The organism is Stenotrophomonas sp. SXG-1 (genome assembly GCF_014083965.1).
GTDB lineage: Bacteria > Pseudomonadota > Gammaproteobacteria > Xanthomonadales > Xanthomonadaceae > Stenotrophomonas > Stenotrophomonas geniculata.
Genome location: NZ_CP046588.1, coordinates 2,786,166 through 2,803,503, shown reverse-complemented (window position 1 = coordinate 2,803,503; position 17,338 = coordinate 2,786,166). Strand labels below are relative to the sequence as shown.

Here is a 17,338-nt window from a genome sequence, read left to right as displayed (position 1 = left end):
GCCGCAGCATGGAAACTGCATCAGATGCAGTTGATCCAGACGATCTGCTCACGCATTCACATCCACAACAATCCGCCCACGCACCTTGCCCGGAATGATCTGGTCGTAGACGTCCAGCACCTCGGCAAGCCCGATCAGCTGCACGGTGCTTTCCAGCTTCTGCGGGTCCAGGTCGGTGGCAAGCCGGTCCCACGCACGCTGGCGAACGGCCTGCGGCGCATTCACCGAATCCACGCCGGCAAGCGTCACGTTGCGGAGAATGAAGGGCAGCACCGAGCCATGCAGCTCATCACTCTGCGCCAGCCCGCACGCGGCCACTGCGCCGCGGTACTTCGTCTCGGCAAGGGCGTTGACGAGGGTAGGGCCGCCTGCCACATCAACCACGCCGGCCCAGCGCTCGGCACTCACCGGCCGTTCGCGCGGTTCTGAAAGCTGCGCGCGGTCGATGATCTCGGCGGCGCCCAGGCTGTGCAGATACTCGGCGTGTTCCGGGCGCCCGGTGGCGGCCACCACGCGATAGCCCAGCTTTGAAAGGATCGCCACCGCGATCGAGCCGACGCCACCGTTGGCCCCCGTTACCAGCACGTCGCCCCTATCGGGCGTCACGCCGGCATCTTCCAGTGCCAGCACGCACAGCATCGCGGTGTAGCCGGCGGTGCCGATGGCCATGGCGTCGCGGGTGCTCAGGTTGCCGGGAATCCTGTTGAGCCATTCGCCGCGAACACGGGCGCGCTGGGCGAGGCCGCCGTGGTGGCCCATGCTGAGATCCCAGCCATTGAGCACAACGCGGTCGCCGGGTTTGAAGTCGACGCTGCTGGAGTCCAGCACCACGCCAGCCAGGTCGATGCCAGGGATCAACGGGAACGTCCGGATCACCGGGCGCGCGCCGGTGAGGGCCAGCGCGTCCTTGTAGTTCAGCGTGGAGTACTCGACCTGCACCAGCACGTCGCCATCCATCAGGTTGGCTTCATCGAAATCGACCAGCTCCGTGGAAACGCCGTCGTTGGTCTTGCGGGTCAGCAGTGCCTTGAAACTCATGGTGCGGTCTCACGTTCAATGGATGAACCCATGCTAGGCTCGCACCACTATCGCAACAAGAACGATGATTTTCCGTAGGTACTATGGTTTTCCGGAGTATGCATGCGTAGCAAGCGTTGGGACGGCAAGAGCGGTTGCGCGGTGGAAGTCACGCTGTCGGTCATGGGCGGCGTGTGGAAGCCGATCATTCTGTTCCACCTGATGACAGGCAAGCGGCGTTTCATGGAGCTCACGCGGCGTGTGCCCAACGCTACCCAGTCCATGCTGACCAGCCAGCTGCGGGAACTGGAAGCCGACGGGGTGGTGATCCGCCACGTGTACCCGGAAGTGCCGCCGAAGGTGGAATACGAGCTTTCCGAGTTCGGGCGCACGTTGGTTCCGGTGCTGCTGGCCATGCGCGAGTGGGGTGAAACCTATCGTGGTTTCAAGCGTTCGCCCTGAGCTGATTGTCAGCCGCGCATGGAATGTGGCGCGCACCAGTGCCAGCCCCCAAAAATGGGGGCCGGCACACATCACGGCAATGCGTGACTTACGGGATGGTGCAGCCGCTGTTCCGCAGGCAACGGGCAAACGCCGGGTAGCAGACGTTCTCGCCATTGCCCGCCGCCAGACAAGCCTCGTAGGCGGTGTAGCACGGGGTACAGCGGGACTGCGCGGAGGCACTGCCGATTCCCAGGGTCAGTGCAGCAGCCGCAATAGCAACAGACAGCTTGAATCCAATCTTCATGCTTCACTCCGTTGATAGCCCTCCATGGGCACCTCGGAGGCTAACGTGGGAAGAGGGTGTGTTCAACCCGCACCGCGTCCGGATGGGCATCCATCTTCAGCGCCCCGCCCTGGATTTACTTTGTTGGCGCGTCTGCAGTCTGAGCGGCCACCATGGCTTGTTGCATTTCCTTCAGTGACAGATAGCCATCACCATCGGTGTCCAGGCCCGTAAAGTACTTCGCGATCTCCGGCACCACGACGGCTTCCTCCTTGCTGATCCTTCCATCTTTGTTCTTGTCCATCGCGGTAAATGCGGCGTTGATTGAATCGGCCTGCTTGTTGAAACGGCCCTGCTGAAAATCTGCGTACTCGGACTTGTCGACGCGTCCATCCTTGTTGGTATCCATCGCGGTGAACGTGGAATCGATGTAGGCCTGTTTCGGGTCGGCCGGTGCGGCCTCGGCCAGTAATGGGGCAGCGCACAGGGCAATCAACAGAGCAGTTCTGGTCATGGGGTGTTTGTCCTTGTTGAGGGTCAATCAGCGGCAGGGATAGGTGTAGCCGTCGGTGCCGCGATAGGTATCGTTGCGGCGGTCGTAGTTGCCGTAGCGGTTCATGCAGTAGTCGGCGCGCTCGCGGACTTCGCGTTCGCGCTTGGCAGCAGCGGCAATCACGCCGGCCACCACCGCTGCACCCACCACGCCCACTACCACGCCGGTGGCTTTGGCGTCGTGCCGGCGCTCGCGTTCCCGCTCACGATTCCGCTCACGTTCGCGCCGCTCCCATGCGTCGCGCTCCCGATCACGGTAGTCCTGGCTCCAGTGTGGGCTGTAGCGATCGCCACGCTGTGCGTGGGCGTCGCTGGAGTAGGGCATCAACACCAGTAGCTGCGCGGCAGCTACCAGCAGCAGTGCGGGCTTTCCTGTTCTAAGAAACATCGTCCAGCTCCTGTGCGGACATTCTCGGTAGCCGTAGTACACACTGCGGACATTGCGCGAACCTGCTGTCAATACAGGTAGATGCATTGGCTATTGGACCAGTGCCTCCACCGGATCGAGCCGTGCGGCACGTTGTGCCGGCAGGAATCCGAAGCCAACGCCGATCAGGCTGGAACAGGCGAAGGCGGCCAGAATCGAGTTGACGGAGAACACCAGGCTGAAGCCCGCATCGGCCAGCTCCAGAGCCGCGCCCAACGCAAGGGCCACGCCGATGCCGAGTACACCACCGAGCAGGCAGACCAGCACCGATTCGATCAGGAACTGCTGCAGGATGTCGCTGCGGCGCGCGCCCACCGCCATGCGCACGCCGATCTCGCGGGTGCGCTCGGTCACCGACACCAGCATGATGTTCATTACGCCGATCCCGCCGACCACCAATGCGATGGCTGCGATGGAGCTGATCATCATGGTCAGGATGCTGGTGGTCTGTTCGATGGATTCACGGATCTGCGCGTTGTTGCTCATGTAGAAGTCGGTGCTGCCATGGCGCCGCGTCAGCAATCGTCCGATGGCCTGCTCGGCCGCTTCCATGCTGATCGCATCGGAAACGCGTACGGTGATGCTGGACACGTGGCTCTGCCCCAGCATGCGTGCCATGGTGGTGGTGTAAGGCAGCCATACCCGCAGCAGTGACGCATCGCCGGCAGCACCAGCATCTTTCTTCACCACGGCCACAATACGCACAGGCACGTTGCCCAGCAGCAGGGTCTGGCCGATGGGATTGTCCGCGGCAGCGAAGAAGCGAGCGCGGGTATTGGCGTCGATCACCACGACCTGCTGGTAGCCGCTCACACCCGGTGGGCCGAAGAATGCGCCTTCGCCCAGCTTCAGGCCATGCACGCGGAAATACTGCTCGCTGACGCCCTGCACCTGCACGCTGGCCGAACGGTTGCCGCGCAGGGCGGTGCCGCTGGTGGCAACACCGGGGGTGGCGCTGTCCACGAATGGCTGCCGGGCAAGGGCCACGCTGTCGCCGGGAGTGAGTGTTTCCACCCGCGCGGAATGGAGGTCGCCAAAGCCCGATCCGGGATAGATTTCGATGGTATTGGTACCCAACGAGGAGATGTTGGACAGGATGGCCTGCCGTGCGCCGGTACCCAGTGCCACCACCGCTACGACCGATGCAATGCCGATGATGATCCCGAGCATGGTCAGGAAGGTGCGCATGCGGTGGGCGTTCATCGCGCGCAATGCCATGCGGAAGGCTTCAGCGAAACGGTCCCGCCAGACCCGCCAGCCGCTGTTGCCCACAGGCTGGGTCACGGCTGGCGTCGCCACGCCCGCTGACAGACCAGTACCGGTTGCGCGATCATCCACAATCCGCCCATCGCGGATTTCGATGATGCGCTGCGCATGCTCGGCCACGGCCATGTCATGCGTAACCAGCACAACGGTATGGCCCTCGGCGTGCAGCTCGCCAAGGATCTTCATCACCTCTTTGCCGGAATGCGTGTCCAACGCACCTGTAGGTTCGTCGGCGAAGATCACCGCGCCACCATTCATCAGGGCACGCGCAATCGAAACGCGTTGCTGCTGGCCACCCGACAGCTCACCAGGAAGATGCTGCATGCGCTCGCCCAGGCCAAGCCGCGACAACAGCGTGGCCGCACGCGCATGGCGTGCATCGGCAGGCATGCCGGCGTAGATCGCAGGCACTTCCACATTGCTCAGTGCAGTCAGATCGGTCAGCAGGTGGTAGCGCTGGAAGATGAAGCCGAAGTGTTCGCGGCGTAGTTCGGCCAGTTCATCCGGCGACATCTGCGCGGTCTCGCGCCCGGAGATCTGATAGACACCGGCGGAAGGGCGATCCAGGCAGCCCAGGATGTTCATCAGCGTGGACTTGCCCGAACCGGACTGGCCTACGATGGCCACCAGTTCACCTGCGTGAATATCCAGGTCGATGCCGTCGAGTACCACCAATGTCTGCTCGCCTGCGGCAAACTCGCGGCGTACGCCGCGAACGCGCAGCAGCGGCTCGGTCGTGGTCGTGCTCATCTGGACTGCGTGGGTGCGCTGGTGGCTTCGGCGTCGGCCTGCGCCAGCACGACCTGTTCGCCTTCCTTCAGCCCGGTGCGTACTTCCACCTGGATCTGATCATCCAGCCCGGTAGTGACGCGCCGCGTGCTGGCGCGGCCGTCGGCACCACGTACCTGCACGCTGTAACTGCCATCGGCGGCGCGCGCACCCAATGCGGCCGAGGGAATGGTCAGTACGTTGTTGGCGCGGCCCAGCACGATGCGGACCTGCGCGGTCATGTAGCTGCGCAGGCGGCCATCGGCGTTATCCACGTCGAACTGGCCGTTGTAGTACATGGCCGTGCGGCTGCCACCCGACACTGCCGGTGCAGCAAGGCTGGAGCTGTCTTCGTTGGTGATGGATTCCGGCGCTGGCGCGATATCCCGCAACGTGCTGCTGTAGCGGCGGCCGGCATCACCAAGAATGGTGAAGAATGCTTCCTGGCCAACAGACGTGTGTACGACGTCGGCCTCGGAGATCTCGGCGTACACCGTCATCACGTCCTGGTTGCCCAGCATCACGATGGTGGGGGCGCTCTGCACCGCATTCACGGTCTGCCCCTGGCGCGCGACCACGGCCAGTACGGTTCCGTCGGTGGGGGCGGTGATGCGGGTGTACTCCAGATTGGTCTGAGCAACATCGACGTCGGTCTGTCGGCGCGCCACTTCACCGTCCAGCGCAGCGACCTGTTCACGGGTGGCATCGACCTTGGCCTTGGCAGTATCGAAGTCGGCGCGGGCCACCAGTTGCGAGGCCACCAGTTGCTGCTGCCGATGCAGTGTCAGCTCGAACTGGCGCAGGTCGGTGGCCAGCGCATCGCGGTTGGCACGCGCGGTGCGTTGTGCGGCCTGCGCGCTGAGCAATGCATTGCGTTGAGTACGCGAGTCGATGTCGGCGATGGGATCGCCGGCTTTCACTTTGTCGCCCAGCTTTACATGCAGGGTATCGATGCGTCCGGAGACCTGTGCACCCACGCTTACCAGTTGCGAGGGCTTCAGCGTGCCAGTGGCCTCCACCACCTGTTCGATGCTGCCGCGAGCGACCGGTGCAACCTGCAGGTGCGGAGGTGGTGCGGGCCGCAACCACGCGAACAGAGTCAGCGCGCAGCACAGCAGGCCGGCAGCGACGATGAGCGCACGGCGGCGCTTGCGGGGTACGGTGCTCATCGGCTCAGCAACCAGAAGAGACAGGTCATCGGGGGTCCTTGCGACAGAAGAGACACACGTCTGTCGGGGCAGACGTCGTTGGCCGTCGAGTCTCGATGCGCTGGGTTGCGCGAACCTTGCGGGGCGATCGTTGTGTCAGCGCGCGGCATGAAGAGCGAGCAGTGCCACGGCGATGACCTGCAGGGCGCTACCGAGAACCAGCAGTGCATTTCGCAGCCGGTGACCTGCGATGCGCGCAGCGCAGAGTTGAATCGCCGCGCTGGCCAACAACCAGGGGAAGGTCGAAGCATGCAGCTTCGCCATTCCTGCAACGATGGCGATCAGCAGCGTACTGGCAATCATTATCCCAGCGGCATGGCCGTCCAGGGCGCGCAGCAGCGGTGGCGTTGGGTGCGGGGTTGCCGCCCGCCATGCCGCCAGCCCATGCAGCGCAGCATGCACGGCAACGAACAGGAGCACGGCCATCGCCACCGCTGTGCTCGCATGCCGATGCGCTGAAGCCACCAGCGCAATGCCGGGCAGCAGCAGAAACAACGCGCCGAACAGCCGCATCAACACGCCAGCGCGCTCGATATCGGGAACTGTCCGCAGCCAAAGCGGCCAATGTTGCAGGCCGGGCGCGCGGACATTGTGTGGGCGGCGATTCCATGCGGCAGCCGTAAGTCCGGGCGAATTCCGCGGTGGCACAGTGCGTGCGGAAGGGGACGGTGGGGGAGCTCCCTGGGTCACATGCAGGCTTCCTGTCAGATAGGAACGCGGTGGCACGGCAGGTGCCACACCCCGATGCTGTCCAGCGAACATTGCCGCAACCTTGCCTGTCCTCGCTCCCGGCCACGCATGGACAGGCGCCGGTTACACAGGTGCATGCGATGTGTTCAGTGCTCCAGCGGTGGCGTGCTGGTCACGCCCGGATGCAATGGAAACTCGACACGGATCAATGCACCACCACCCGGCGCATCCAGAATCGTGACGTGGCCGCCGTGGCGGTCGATCACCTGGCGCACCAGGTTCAGCCCCAGGCCCGCGCCTGTCTGCCGCGGCCGCAACCGCTGGAAGGGTTCGAAAACCCGTTCGCGCTGGTCGACCGGTATGCCGGGGCCGTCGTCCTCGACCTCCAGGCAGCTGCCTTGAACGCGCACGATGATCTGGCGTCCGCCATGTTCGGCAGCATTCAGTACCAGGTTGGAAATTACCCGCTCCACTGCGCCGGTCTCGCCGAGCACCGGGAAATGTGATTCCACCGCCACGGCTACGGTCTTGTCCGACTGGATCAGCAGCGGCGCCAGATCGGCGGCCACCCGTTTGGCCACCCGCGCCAGGTTGATGGTTTCCTTCGGCCCGTCTTCGTCCATGCGGTGCAGATCCAGCAGCTGCTCTGCCAGCGTCGCCAGCCGCGCCACTTCCACGGCCAGGCTGCACGAGGTGGCGTCGTCGGCCGCATCGACCTTTACCCTCAGAATCGCAATGGGTGTGCGCAGCTCATGCGCGGCGGCGGCGATGAAGCGGCGTTGCCGTTCGTGCCCCTCGTCCAGCCGCTCCAGTGCTTCATTCACCGCCGTCACCAACGGAGCGATCTCCACAGGCACAGCGGTTTCTGTCAGGCGGACACCGCGGCGGCTGGCGGAGATGTTGCGGGCTTCCTCGGCGATGCGCTCCACCCCGGCCAGGGCCCGTCTCACGATGATCGGTGTCAGGACGATGGTGGCCAGGCCCAGCAGCAGGAAGATCGGCAGGGTGATGATGTGTGCCGCCAGCGCCATCTGCCAAGTCAGCGTATCGGTTTCGCCATGGGCCATGATGGTCAGCTTGCCGGCCGGCCCGCTGTGCTGGCGCACCACGACGGCCAGGCCATCGCTGCGATCCCGCCCGCGCAGGTCGCCAAAGGGGATGCCATCCAGTGCGCCTACCAGCGAGGCATAGGCCGGCGGCACAGGTCCGAACGTAACGTAGTGGCCATGCTCATCCTCGGCGATGAACCATGCGCCGGGAACGAACTTCAGCAGTTCGGCCAGTTCCGGTGTGTTCTGCACGTACAGTTCGCCATTGCGGTCGCGGTGCACCGCGTCGGCGGCCACCGGCGCAAAGGTCTGGATGGTGTAGTAGCCACCGCTGTCGGCACGTATCAGCACCATCAGCAGCGCGAAGAACGCCACCAGCAACGCCAGCAGCTGATAGATCAGCGTTTTGACGATCAACGGACGCTTCAGCGATGGACGACGCGCCATTATTTGGCTTCCCGCATCAGATAGCCGACACCGCGGATGGCGTGTATCTCTACTCCTGCGTCGGCATCGGCCAGCTTGCGGCGAAGGCGCGAGACGTGCGAATCGAGCGTGTTGGAATGGATGCCGTCATCGAATCCATACACCGCCATTTCAATCGACTCGCGCAGCACGGTGCGACCCAGACGCCGGGCCAACGCGGCCAGTACACGTATCTCACGGCGCGGCAGCTCCAGCCGCTGCCCGCCCACGCTCGCCTCGCCCGATGCCGGGTCGAACACCAACCGGCCGATGCTCACCAGTTCCACCTGCATGCCGCTCGGCCGGCGCCCGGCAGCGCGGATGCGGGCGAACAGCTCCTCCAGTGCGAAGGGCTTGGCCAGATAGTCGTCCGCGCCCTCATCCAGGCCGGCGATGCGGTCCGGCAGCTGCCCGAGCGCGCTCAGCACGATGATCGGCACCCCGGGGTTGCGCTCACGCAACAGCGAAATCAATCCCAGGCCGTCGCCGTCGGGCAGGGTGCGGTCCAGCAACACCAGGTCGTGCGATCCGCACAGGGCCGCTTCGCGGGCCAGCGCCAGCGTGTTGGCCAGGTCCACCACGTAGCGCTCGCGCTGCAGGGCGGACTTCAGGGTAGCGGCCAGTTCGGCTTCGTCTTCGATCAGCAGGATGTGCATCGGCGGGGTTTGCGCAGGAAGGGGGCGTGGCGGGGCGGTTCGGCACGCGCCGGCACCGTATGACAGGAACATTGCGTGAACATGGCGTGCCTTCCCGATGTCCCGCAAGGCTGTAATGGACGCAGGAAAGCGGATGTCGGCGCAAGGTTCGCGCAATCCGGGCACTCCAGCCTTGGCGCCCTTCCGCTGATCCCACCCCCTGGAGTACCCATGAAGTTGTTCGTTCCGTTGTTGTTCGTGGCCGCGCTGAGTGGCTGCACCACCGCCAGGATGACCGTTACCCCCGATGGCCGACGCGGCGTCTCCATCGACTGCAGCGGCTCCGGCTCCTGGAGTGGCTGCTACGAAAAGGCCGGGCAGATGTGCCCAGGCGGCTATGTGGTCTTCAGCAAGGATGGCGACGACGGCAACGCCATCGCGGTGGGCAACAAGAACGGCTTCACCTCCACCCAGATGGCCACCCGCTCGATGCTGGTGGCCTGCTCGCACTGACACCGGGAGGGGAGGTGGGCAGCCACCTCCCCCTGTCATCATGGTTCGCAGCCCTGTGTCAGAAGCTGTAGGCCGCCTGCACATACACCCGCCGTGGCTCGCCGGGGAAATGCCCGTTGCGTTCAATGAAGCCACTGGCCGCGTACACCTTGTCGAACAGGTTCTTGACGTTGGCCTGGAAGTGCCATTGCCTCCACGTGGTCTTCCAGCTCACGTCGAACACGGTGTAGGCCTTGACCGTCTGCCCATCCAGGCTGAGGCGTTCGCCGACGTGATCGGCGCCAAAGCCGATGGCGGAGTTGATCGCCGGCAGGTCATAACGCGTCCACAGTCCCAGCTTGTTGCGCGGCGCATTGGCGAATTGGCCGCCGGAGGCGTTGGTGATGCCATTCGGCCCGGCGTCCTTCACCCGCGCATCGTTGTAGGCGTAGGTCAGGTTCAGCACCCAGCGCTCGGTGAGGTCGGCCAAAAGGTCCAGCTCCATGCCGGTACTGCGCACCAGGCCCAGCGCGGCCAACTGGTTCACGCCACCGATCACCTCGCCGGTGGCCTGCACGATGTTGCTGCGGTCGATCCGGTAGGCCGCCATGTTCAAGGTCACACGGTCGGCCAGCAGCGACTTCATGCCCACTTCCCACTGCTTGCTGCGCTCGGCATCGAACGGTCCGCCAGCGGCCGGGTTCTGGTTGGCGGCACTCTGCGGCACGAAACCACTGGCGACGTTGGCGTAGACATTCAGGCCCTCGCGCACGGTGAACGTGCTACCCAGCCGCCAGCTGAGATCATTGCCATCCACGCTGCTGCCACCCATGCGGTCCTCATCCTTGAAGCCATCCCAGCGCAGTCCGGCCAGCACATGCCAGCGTGTGCCCAGTGCCAGTTCGTCCTGCAGGTAGCCGCCATAGCGCTTGCTGCGGGTGGACGTGCTGCGCCAGGGGAGGGCCGCCAGGTTGTAGTCGTGCCAGGTACTGGCGCCGTACACGGGATTGAACAGGTCGATGCCGCGCACCGGCCCGGCGCCACGCGCAAGGTCAGCGCTGTTCGCGGTCTGTGCGGTGAAGTCCGCATCCAGCCGGTATACATCGGCGCCGAACAGCACCTTGTGCTCCACCGCGCCGGTGGTCACCCGCCAGACTGCATTGCCGTTGGCAGTGAATGCGTCGTTGTCGCGGATCTGGTTGCGCAGCTGGCGGGTCATCCACTCGGCCACGCCATCGCGGTCACGATCGATCAGGCCCATCGGCTCGTGGTACATCTGGTGTTCGTTGTTGCTGAACCAGCGGGCGGCGAAGTCCAGGTCCAGCGTGTCGAGCGGCGCGAAGCGGTACTGCGCCAGCGCCACCTTGGCGCGCATGTCGAGAAAGTCGCTGGCCTCGTTGTGGTTCCAGCGGCGGTCGGTCAGGAACGTGCCTGCATCGTTGACCGGCACGCCGCGCAGACGGTTGCCGCCAAGGTTCTGGGTGATGTCGGTGAACTGCAGCACCAGTTCACCGGTCTGTCCGACGTCGAAGGCCAGCGAGGCATCGCCGATCACGCTCTCGCTGTCGGTGTTCCAGCGCACGCCCTTTTCATTGTCGGCATAGAGCCCGGCGCGATAGCGCACGCTGCCGGCGGCATTCAACGGCCCGGTACCCTCGATCGATCCGGCACGGAAGTCCTTGTCGCCCAGCTGGACCTCGATGCGGCGCTCGGCAGCGGCTTTGGGCTTGCGGGTCACGTAGTTGATGACACCGCCTGCATCACCCCCGCCATACAGCGCGCCTGCCGGTCCCTTCAGCACTTCCACGCGATCGATGTTGAACAGCTGCGGCACCGAGAATCCTGCATACGGATCGCCGCGCAGGCCGTCATACAGCACGTTCTCCTGGCGGAAGCCGCGCAGGGTCACCCCGGCATAGCTGAAATAGCTGATGCCGCTGATGCTGCGATAGAGATCGGTTACCTGACGCGCCGCCTGGTCGTCGATCAGTTCACGCGGGATGACCTGGATCGACTGTGGGACCAGCTCCAGCGGTGTATCCGTGCGGGTGCCGACCGCGGCATCGTCCACCCGGTACAGCGCCTGTGCACGTCCGCGAACCTCGACCTTGTCCAGGTCCTTGGGCGCGGCAGTAGAGGACTCGGCAGCATGGGCAAGCGGTGCCAAGGGCAGGGTCAGTGCCAGGTACAGGGCGCGTTGCAGGGGTGTGGGAAGGGGCATTGGGGAGGGGCTATGTGTCTGCAAATGAGAAAGAGTAGCATTTGCAACACTTCGAAACCTATCCCCCGAATGCGCTATGGGCGCGCGCCGGGGTCCGTATATGGGGTGCCCGCCAAGGCCACCAGTACCCCGTTGGCGCCGCGCACGATCAGCTGCAGCATGGCCTCGCGCGGGTCCTCGCCCTGCAGTTGGCTTGCCAGTCCTTTCTCATAGGCCGCCACCATCGACGCCAGCAGCATGGCCGCGCCCAATCGCCCTTCGGCGTCATGTCCGGGCCGGCCGACAGCGTCGGCCATCAATTGCGCCAGATCGTCAGTCAACTGCGCCTGCAGCCGTCGCGCGTGCGCGACCAGTACCGGGCTCTCCGCCACGGTGCCCCAGAAGGCGGCAGCACCGGCATTGATGCGCAGCAGTGGATGGCCCGCCTCCAGCAACTCGCGCACGAGTGACTGGAAGGCCATCAGCGGGGTCATTCCGCTGCGCGCCATCATGCCCTCGCGCAGCAGCGTGCGCGCCTCCTCATCGCGATCGAACACCAGGTCTTCCTTGCTGGCGAAGTAGTTGAAGACCGTCTTGCGTGAGACGCCCGCGGCTTCGGCGATCTCGGACATGGAGACGGCCTCGAAGCCCCGCCGGATGATCAGCTCGGTGGCGACGTCGGAAATCGCTTGTCGGGTCTTGGCTTTGCGCTGCTCGCGACGGCCAGGAAGCGGGGTCATGGGTGGTTCATGTGTGAAAACGTACACCGAGTGTAACATTTGTCCCGCCAGAGCGCCGACCCGGCGCTCACAAGGAATCTCCATGCTGTACGACGTCGTCATTGCCGGTGCTGGCCCGGTTGGCTTGTTCCTGTCCTGCGAACTGGCCCATGCCGGGTGTTCGGTGCTGGTGCTGGAACAGGCCGGGTCCGCTGATTCGCCGTTGAAGCGCCTGCCATTCGGGCTGCGCGGCCTGAACGTCCCCACGCTGGAGGCACTGGATCGGCGTGGCCTGTTGGACGCGGTCGTCGCGACTCAGGTGCTCAAGCCCGACAAGGGCGCGCCGCCGCTAGGCACCGCCCATTGGCTGGCGCAACCGCGGGCGCTGGGTGGCCACTTCGCCGGCATTCCGTTTGCGTTGGACGACGTCGACCGCACGCGCTGGAGCTGGCGCCTGCCGACGCCAGTGGGCACTCAGATGGCGGTGGAGCTGCAGGCCCTGGAAACGGTATTGGCCGAACGTGCGATTGCGCTGGGCGTTCGCATCGAACGCGGGCGTGCGGTACAGGCGGTGGATGCGCACGAGGCGCAGGTTGCCGTGCACATCGGCTCCGGCAGGGTCCACGGCCGCTGGCTGGTCGGTTGTGATGGGGCCCGCAGCACGGTACGCAAGCAATCGGGCTTCATCTTTGCCGGAACCGGGCCGGAGTTCACCGGTTACACGCTGCTGGTCGAACTGGCAGATGGGTGTGTACTCACACCGGGCCGACAGTTCACCGATCACGGGATGTGCAATTTCAACCCGCCAGGCCTGCTGGCGCTGGCCGATTTCGACGGTGGCGCGGGCCATCGCACGCCACTGGACCGGCACTCCGCGCAAGCGTTGCTGCGGCGGGTGTCTGGCCGCGAGGCAACGATCACTGCATTGCACCTGGCCACGACATGGACCGATGCTGCGCGCCAAGCGACGGCCTATCGCAGCGGCCGTGTGCTGTTGGCAGGTGATGCCGCGCACATGCATTCACCGTTGGGCGGCCAGGGGCTGAACCTTGGCATCGGCGATGCGATGAACCTCGGTTGGAAGCTGGCCGCCGTAGTGCGGGGCAAGGCTGATGAGGCGCTGCTGGACAGCTATCAGTCTGAGCGCCATCCGGTGGGCACCAAGGTGCTGGACTGGTCGCGCGCGCAGGTTGCGCTGATGCGTCCCGGGGCCGGCTCGCGCGCGCTGGCAGCGATCATGGCCGACCTGGCCGGCACCCGCGATGGGGCCACGTATCTGGCCGAGCGGATCTGGGGTGTTTCGCAGCAGCTGGAACTTGGCGGAGAGCACCCGCTGGTCGGCAGGAGCGCGCCGGACTTCCGGTTGGCCGATGGCCGCCGCCTGGGCGAACTGCTGAGAGCGGGGCAGGGGGCGCTGCTTGTTTTCGACCCGGCGTCTTCGCCGCCGCAGCATGGCCAACGCTGGCAGCCTTCCATCGCCTGCGCCGCAGATACTGGAGATGCGGCATCGGGTCTGGGGGCGGTGCTGGTGCGCCCGGATGGCATCGTTGCCTGGACCTGCGGCATAGGAGGAGATATGCCCGGCCTTGATTCGGCGCTTGCTTCCTGGACCGGTCCGACGCGGTGATCTGCCGGCTAAAGCGCAGTCACCATCGTCTGCGAGCGACGGCTGGCCTCGGTCATCACGGAGGCCAGCTGCTTCAGTGAGTAGGGCTTGCGCAGCAGCGTGAAACCGTGTCCTGGATCGCGGGCCAGCAGTTCGCTGTAGCCACTGGTGAGAATGATCGGAAGATCGGGCAGGCGGCTGCGGATGGTGCGGGCGAGATCCAGCCCATTGGTCCCGGGCATGACCACGTCGCTGAACACCACGTGGAAACGCGCAGCGTCGCGCTCGAGCTCCGCCAGTGCCTCGTCGGCATTGCGCGCGAGTACGACGTTGTACTCAAGCTCGCGCAGCGCCCCGACTGCAAACTCGGCCACATCCACGTTGTCTTCCACCACCAGTACGCACAATCCGTGGCCATGCAGCAGCCCCTGTTGCGTGGTCGGCAGCTCGATGGTGGCGTTTTCCTGCGCCAGCGGCAGATACAACGTGAAGCGCGTACCGACACCGGCCTGGCTCTGTACGTCCACTTCGCCCTCGGACTGCTTGACGAAGCCGAACACCTGGCTGAGGCCAAGCCCGGTGCCCGCGCCCACTCCCTTGGTGGTGAAGAATGGCTCGAAGATCCGGTCCACCACGGACGGATCGATACCGGCACCGGTGTCGCTGACGCTGATCGCAGCGAAGTTGCCTTTCATCGGCGCCGCGAACCGCACGGAAGGCACCGATGTCAGCTGTTCCACATCGATCGTCACCTTGCCGTGGCCGTCAATGGCGTCGCGCGCGTTCACCGCGATGTTGATCAGTGCGGTGTCGAGCTGGGTTCGGTCCAGCAGTACCGGCAACGGGGCGTCGGGCAGGTTTACTGATACGGAGATGCGCGCACCCAGTACTGTGGTGATGATGTCTGAAAGCGCGCGCACGCTCTCGCAAAGGTCGAACACCTGCGGCGACAGGCTCTGTCTACGCGAGAACGCTAGAAGCTGGGCGGTCAGGCGAGTGGCGCGGTCAGCGGCGGTTTCGATGGCCTGTACATAGCGCAGGCGCGCATCTCCGGCTGGCCAGGTATGCAGCAGCATGTCCACGGAGCCGGTGATGACCTGCAGCAGATTGTTGAAGTCGTGTGCAACGCCGCCGGTCAGCTGGCCGATGGCCTCCAGCTTCTGCGACTGCCGCAGCTGTTCGCGGGCGCGTACCAGTTCAAGGTGGGCCTCGCGTGCCTGCTCGGTGATGGCCGCTACCTGGCGCGTGTGCCGGTCGCGCTCGATCACCCGTTCGGTCTGCTCGCTGACGACGCAGATGATGCCGGCCACGCCTCCGCAACCGGCACGCAGCGGCGAGTAGGAGAACGTCCAGAATGTCTCGCGCAACGTGCCATCACGGTCCATCATCAACGGCATGTTCTTGAAACTGCGGCTCGTGCCGCCGAAGGCGTCGTTGACAGCATCGACGACGTCGGCCCAGACGTCCGCCCAGACGTCTTCCAATCGGCTGCCCATGGCGCCGTGCAGCTTGCCGCCCAGCATCGGCAGGTAGGCATCGTTGAAGAAGAACGCCTTGTTGCCGCGGCCCCATGCGATCCACAGCGGCTCCGGAGAATCCAGGATCATCGCCAGCAGAGCGCGAAGTTCGGGAGTAGCGTTGGCGGCGTCGGCGGAGCGGGCCCAGTCGCTGTCCTGCAGCAGCCGGTAGGCGAGTTGATCGGGTGCCGAGACAGGAAGGGGGAAGGGATGCATGGCCGTGCGCGAAGAAAGGTGCCGCAGCTTAGCCGAGGTGATGTCATTGCGCTCTGCACAGGTCCAGCGCCCTGGCCGTCATCGGCCCTTCGGGCGGACGAGGTGGCTCACGGGTGGCCTCTGACTTCACCATCATCCCTGCGCCAACAGCCTGCGTCATGGCACCGTCGTATTCCAGCCTCAGACACCCAGAAGTGAATTCACCTGCCAATCGGCAACCCGCGCATGGCTCACCGCCTGATGACTGCCGCATCCATCGCAGCGGAACAAGGCACCGCCCGGCAGCTGGACCAAGTTGTCTTCGCTGGCCGAGCGGGTTTCAGAACAATGCCGGCAGATGACAGTGAGCGCCGTAATGCGCTCCACTCCGCCAGACAGGTCGAACACAGCTTCAAAGGCATGGATGACAGGGTGACCAGTGGCCGGCATCGGGAAAGTCGTCGCGGTGGGGGAGGCCTTATCCTGCCCTCCTGATCGTGACGGGCTGGTCATCCGCATGCATCGGAACGATCAAGATGCCAGGCGGCTCAGAGATCCTTCTTCCTGCCGCTCAGGTCGATCGGCCTGTCACTGCCCTTGCGCTCGCTCGACCACACTTCCATGCCCTTGTTGCAGCGGCTCTCGCGGGCAGCCACTTCGGGCGGCAGGTCCTTCAGATGCGGTGATTCCTGGCAGGCCTGATGCATGTTGCTGTCGTCATAGGTGGCACAGGCGCTGAGCGAAGCCAGGGCAACGGCGGTGAGGGAGGCGCGAAGCAGGGGCTGCAGGGTCATGGGGAGGTCTCGGGTGGTGCCGGGCTGGCCATGGCATTCAAATCCGTGACCCCGGGCACGCACAATCCGACCAACCGCACTTGTTATCCTATAACAGATGCGCGATAGTCCCGCGCCTGCTGGGATCAGGCGACGCAGATCATCAGCATCATGCTCAGCGCCAGCATCAGCACGAATACGCGCCGGCTCAGCGCAAGGCAGGCCAGGCAGGCGGCCAGTGCCCAGGCAGCCAGCAGCGCGCAGGCCAGCAGCCACAGCCCGATCACCATCAAGGATCCACTCGCCAGTGCGGACAGTGCGATCGCCTTGAACAGCGTCACGCCCAACACACTGCCGAGTACACCGGCCTGAAGGGCGATGGCATCGTGACGGGCAGGGGCGGGTGGGTGGTGCATGTCGGCGGCGTTCGTTCGCTGCAAGGGAGGCGTAGCCACTGTGCCCGACGGCATATCCACGCCATGTGTTTTTCGCGCACGCGATGCGAAGCCGGCGCAGGCTTCAGTCGAACTCGCCCTCGGCCGACTCCAGCCGTTGCCGGTAGGCCGCCCGATGCTGATACAGGCGCTGGCACTCGGCGGACCTGTGGATCCGGCTGGCCGGTTCGTTGGCCACGGCGTCGCACATTCTTGCGATGTGGTTGTTGGACGCCAGTTCGGTCACGAAGAACACGGCAGTGATACCGGTACCGAGCAGCACCACGTAGAGCAGGCGGCTGAGCCAGCGCGTGCGCTTGCGCTCGAAGTGCTGCTGGAGGGTCAGGTCGAAGCGGATGATGCTGAGCACGATCCAGATGATCGCGACCAGGAAGCAGAAGGTGGGCAGCAGGCCACGCCAGAGCCCGGCCTCGTAGACCGATTCGTTGTAGTGGACGGCCGCGCCGGCACCGGCGATGGCGATGGCAAGTGTCCAGTTGCGGCCCAGCGAGAGCAGGTCGTCGAGCAGCTTCTCGCGGTTCCTGGTCGATCCTGCTGCCACGTGGCTTCCATCTCCAAGTTGCGACCGGCGGCGGAG

19 protein-coding genes are annotated in these 17,338 nt (G+C 65.0%); 3 read left to right on the top strand and 16 right to left on the bottom strand.

Going from position 1 to position 17,338, the window contains the following annotated elements:
• Window positions 1-48: 48 nt before the first annotated feature.
• On the bottom strand, window positions 49-1,038 hold the full coding sequence (gene acuI / locus GOC52_RS12915; RefSeq protein WP_109813642.1) for an acrylyl-CoA reductase (NADPH): 990 nt from the start codon (window positions 1,036-1,038) through the stop codon (window positions 49-51).
• 102 nt (window positions 1,039-1,140) lie between these two features.
• Here acuI and GOC52_RS12910 point away from each other — a divergent pair, with 102 nt between their 5' ends.
• A complete protein-coding gene (locus GOC52_RS12910; RefSeq protein WP_049412996.1) occupies window positions 1,141-1,479 on the top strand; it encodes a winged helix-turn-helix transcriptional regulator in 339 nt (112 codons plus the stop codon).
• Between the two features lie 88 nt (window positions 1,480-1,567).
• On the opposite strand, the gene GOC52_RS12905 is transcribed toward GOC52_RS12910, so the two are convergent.
• The 8 genes from GOC52_RS12905 to GOC52_RS12870 all read right to left on the bottom strand — a co-directional run bounded on the left by GOC52_RS12905 (window position 1,568) and on the right by GOC52_RS12870 (window position 8,825).
• Window positions 1,568-1,765: a hypothetical protein gene (locus GOC52_RS12905; protein WP_010484799.1), complete on the bottom strand. Its 198-nt coding sequence runs from the start codon at window positions 1,763-1,765 to the stop codon at window positions 1,568-1,570.
• 115 nt (window positions 1,766-1,880) lie between these two features.
• The gene (locus GOC52_RS12900; protein WP_049482578.1) at window positions 1,881-2,258 is read right to left on the bottom strand and encodes an EF-hand domain-containing protein; all 378 of its coding nucleotides are present in this window, start codon (window positions 2,256-2,258) and stop codon (window positions 1,881-1,883) included.
• Window positions 2,259-2,285: 27 nt separating this feature from the next.
• Entirely contained in the window at window positions 2,286-2,684 is a 399-nt protein-coding gene (locus tag GOC52_RS12895; protein ID WP_053443254.1) for a hypothetical protein, read from the bottom strand.
• 90 nt (window positions 2,685-2,774) lie between these two features.
• Window positions 2,775-4,739: a MacB family efflux pump subunit gene (locus GOC52_RS12890; protein WP_191849603.1), complete on the bottom strand. Its 1,965-nt coding sequence runs from the start codon at window positions 4,737-4,739 to the stop codon at window positions 2,775-2,777.
• Window positions 4,736-5,926 (bottom strand): efflux RND transporter periplasmic adaptor subunit, encoded by a 1,191-nt coding sequence (locus GOC52_RS12885; RefSeq protein WP_019338182.1) that lies wholly within the window; start codon window positions 5,924-5,926, stop codon window positions 4,736-4,738. The genes GOC52_RS12890 and GOC52_RS12885 overlap by 4 nt, the downstream gene beginning before the upstream one ends.
• A 135-nt stretch (window positions 5,927-6,061) precedes the next feature.
• Complete coding sequence (locus tag GOC52_RS12880) at window positions 6,062-6,478, bottom strand: hypothetical protein (protein WP_191849602.1); 417 nt, start codon at window positions 6,476-6,478, stop codon at window positions 6,062-6,064.
• Window positions 6,479-6,801: 323 nt separating this feature from the next.
• Window positions 6,802-8,151, bottom strand: a complete 1,350-nt coding sequence (locus GOC52_RS12875; RefSeq protein WP_191849600.1) for a sensor histidine kinase — start codon at window positions 8,149-8,151, stop codon at window positions 6,802-6,804.
• Entirely contained in the window at window positions 8,151-8,825 is a 675-nt protein-coding gene (locus GOC52_RS12870; RefSeq protein WP_019338179.1) for a response regulator transcription factor, read from the bottom strand. The genes GOC52_RS12875 and GOC52_RS12870 overlap by 1 nt, the downstream gene beginning before the upstream one ends.
• Before the next feature lie 210 nt (window positions 8,826-9,035).
• On the opposite strand from GOC52_RS12870, the gene GOC52_RS12865 reads away from it, so the two are divergent.
• Entirely contained in the window at window positions 9,036-9,317 is a 282-nt protein-coding gene (locus tag GOC52_RS12865; RefSeq protein ID WP_099559583.1) for a hypothetical protein, read from the top strand.
• Between the two features lie 58 nt (window positions 9,318-9,375).
• On the opposite strand, the gene GOC52_RS12860 is transcribed toward GOC52_RS12865, so the two are convergent.
• Entirely contained in the window at window positions 9,376-11,517 is a 2,142-nt protein-coding gene (locus tag GOC52_RS12860; protein WP_191849598.1) for a TonB-dependent siderophore receptor, read from the bottom strand.
• A gap of 74 nt (window positions 11,518-11,591) precedes the next feature.
• Complete coding sequence (locus GOC52_RS12855) at window positions 11,592-12,236, bottom strand: TetR/AcrR family transcriptional regulator (RefSeq protein ID WP_010484820.1); 645 nt, start codon at window positions 12,234-12,236, stop codon at window positions 11,592-11,594.
• Between the two features lie 82 nt (window positions 12,237-12,318).
• On the opposite strand from GOC52_RS12855, the gene GOC52_RS12850 reads away from it, so the two are divergent.
• A complete protein-coding gene (locus GOC52_RS12850) occupies window positions 12,319-13,842 on the top strand; it encodes an FAD-dependent monooxygenase (RefSeq protein ID WP_010484822.1) in 1,524 nt (507 codons plus the stop codon).
• An 8-nt stretch (window positions 13,843-13,850) separates the two neighbouring features.
• On the opposite strand, the gene GOC52_RS12845 is transcribed toward GOC52_RS12850, so the two are convergent.
• From GOC52_RS12845 to GOC52_RS12825, 5 genes are all read right to left on the bottom strand, one after another.
• The gene (locus tag GOC52_RS12845) at window positions 13,851-15,554 is read right to left on the bottom strand and encodes a hybrid sensor histidine kinase/response regulator (RefSeq protein WP_191849596.1); all 1,704 of its coding nucleotides are present in this window, start codon (window positions 15,552-15,554) and stop codon (window positions 13,851-13,853) included.
• 180 nt (window positions 15,555-15,734) lie between these two features.
• Window positions 15,735-15,983, bottom strand: a complete 249-nt coding sequence (locus GOC52_RS12840; protein ID WP_005410137.1) for a hypothetical protein — start codon at window positions 15,981-15,983, stop codon at window positions 15,735-15,737.
• A 98-nt stretch (window positions 15,984-16,081) separates the two neighbouring features.
• Window positions 16,082-16,327 (bottom strand): hypothetical protein, encoded by a 246-nt coding sequence (locus GOC52_RS12835; RefSeq protein ID WP_049413018.1) that lies wholly within the window; start codon window positions 16,325-16,327, stop codon window positions 16,082-16,084.
• Between the two features lie 125 nt (window positions 16,328-16,452).
• Window positions 16,453-16,722 (bottom strand): hypothetical protein, encoded by a 270-nt coding sequence (locus tag GOC52_RS12830; protein ID WP_010484830.1) that lies wholly within the window; start codon window positions 16,720-16,722, stop codon window positions 16,453-16,455.
• Window positions 16,723-16,825: 103 nt separating this feature from the next.
• Window positions 16,826-17,302 (bottom strand): hypothetical protein, encoded by a 477-nt coding sequence (locus tag GOC52_RS12825; RefSeq protein ID WP_099559588.1) that lies wholly within the window; start codon window positions 17,300-17,302, stop codon window positions 16,826-16,828.
• Window positions 17,303-17,338 lie beyond the last annotated feature (36 nt).

Bases quoted from the DNA above. Each gene is read 5' to 3' on its own strand.
- acuI (WP_109813642.1), bottom strand. From the start codon at position 1,038: ATGAGTTTCAAGGCACTGCTGACCCGCAAGACCAACGACGGCGTTTCC.
- GOC52_RS12910 (WP_049412996.1), top strand. From the start codon at position 1,141: ATGCGTAGCAAGCGTTGGGACGGCAAGAGCGGTTGCGCGGTGGAAGTC.
- GOC52_RS12905 (WP_010484799.1), bottom strand. From the start codon at position 1,765: ATGAAGATTGGATTCAAGCTGTCTGTTGCTATTGCGGCTGCTGCACTG.
- GOC52_RS12900 (WP_049482578.1), bottom strand. From the start codon at position 2,258: ATGACCAGAACTGCTCTGTTGATTGCCCTGTGCGCTGCCCCATTACTG.
- GOC52_RS12895 (WP_053443254.1), bottom strand. From the start codon at position 2,684: ATGTTTCTTAGAACAGGAAAGCCCGCACTGCTGCTGGTAGCTGCCGCG.
- GOC52_RS12890 (WP_191849603.1), bottom strand. From the start codon at position 4,739: ATGAGCACGACCACGACCGAGCCGCTGCTGCGCGTTCGCGGCGTACGC.
- GOC52_RS12885 (WP_019338182.1), bottom strand. From the start codon at position 5,926: ATGAGCACCGTACCCCGCAAGCGCCGCCGTGCGCTCATCGTCGCTGCC.
- GOC52_RS12880 (WP_191849602.1), bottom strand. From the start codon at position 6,478: ATGCGGCTGTTCGGCGCGTTGTTTCTGCTGCTGCCCGGCATTGCGCTG.
- GOC52_RS12875 (WP_191849600.1), bottom strand. From the start codon at position 8,151: ATGGCGCGTCGTCCATCGCTGAAGCGTCCGTTGATCGTCAAAACGCTG.
- GOC52_RS12870 (WP_019338179.1), bottom strand. From the start codon at position 8,825: ATGCACATCCTGCTGATCGAAGACGAAGCCGAACTGGCCGCTACCCTG.
- GOC52_RS12865 (WP_099559583.1), top strand. From the start codon at position 9,036: ATGAAGTTGTTCGTTCCGTTGTTGTTCGTGGCCGCGCTGAGTGGCTGC.
- GOC52_RS12860 (WP_191849598.1), bottom strand. From the start codon at position 11,517: ATGCCCCTTCCCACACCCCTGCAACGCGCCCTGTACCTGGCACTGACC.
- GOC52_RS12855 (WP_010484820.1), bottom strand. From the start codon at position 12,236: ATGACCCCGCTTCCTGGCCGTCGCGAGCAGCGCAAAGCCAAGACCCGA.
- GOC52_RS12850 (WP_010484822.1), top strand. From the start codon at position 12,319: ATGCTGTACGACGTCGTCATTGCCGGTGCTGGCCCGGTTGGCTTGTTC.
- GOC52_RS12845 (WP_191849596.1), bottom strand. From the start codon at position 15,554: ATGCATCCCTTCCCCCTTCCTGTCTCGGCACCCGATCAACTCGCCTAC.
- GOC52_RS12840 (WP_005410137.1), bottom strand. From the start codon at position 15,983: ATGCCGGCCACTGGTCACCCTGTCATCCATGCCTTTGAAGCTGTGTTC.
- GOC52_RS12835 (WP_049413018.1), bottom strand. From the start codon at position 16,327: ATGACCCTGCAGCCCCTGCTTCGCGCCTCCCTCACCGCCGTTGCCCTG.
- GOC52_RS12830 (WP_010484830.1), bottom strand. From the start codon at position 16,722: ATGCACCACCCACCCGCCCCTGCCCGTCACGATGCCATCGCCCTTCAG.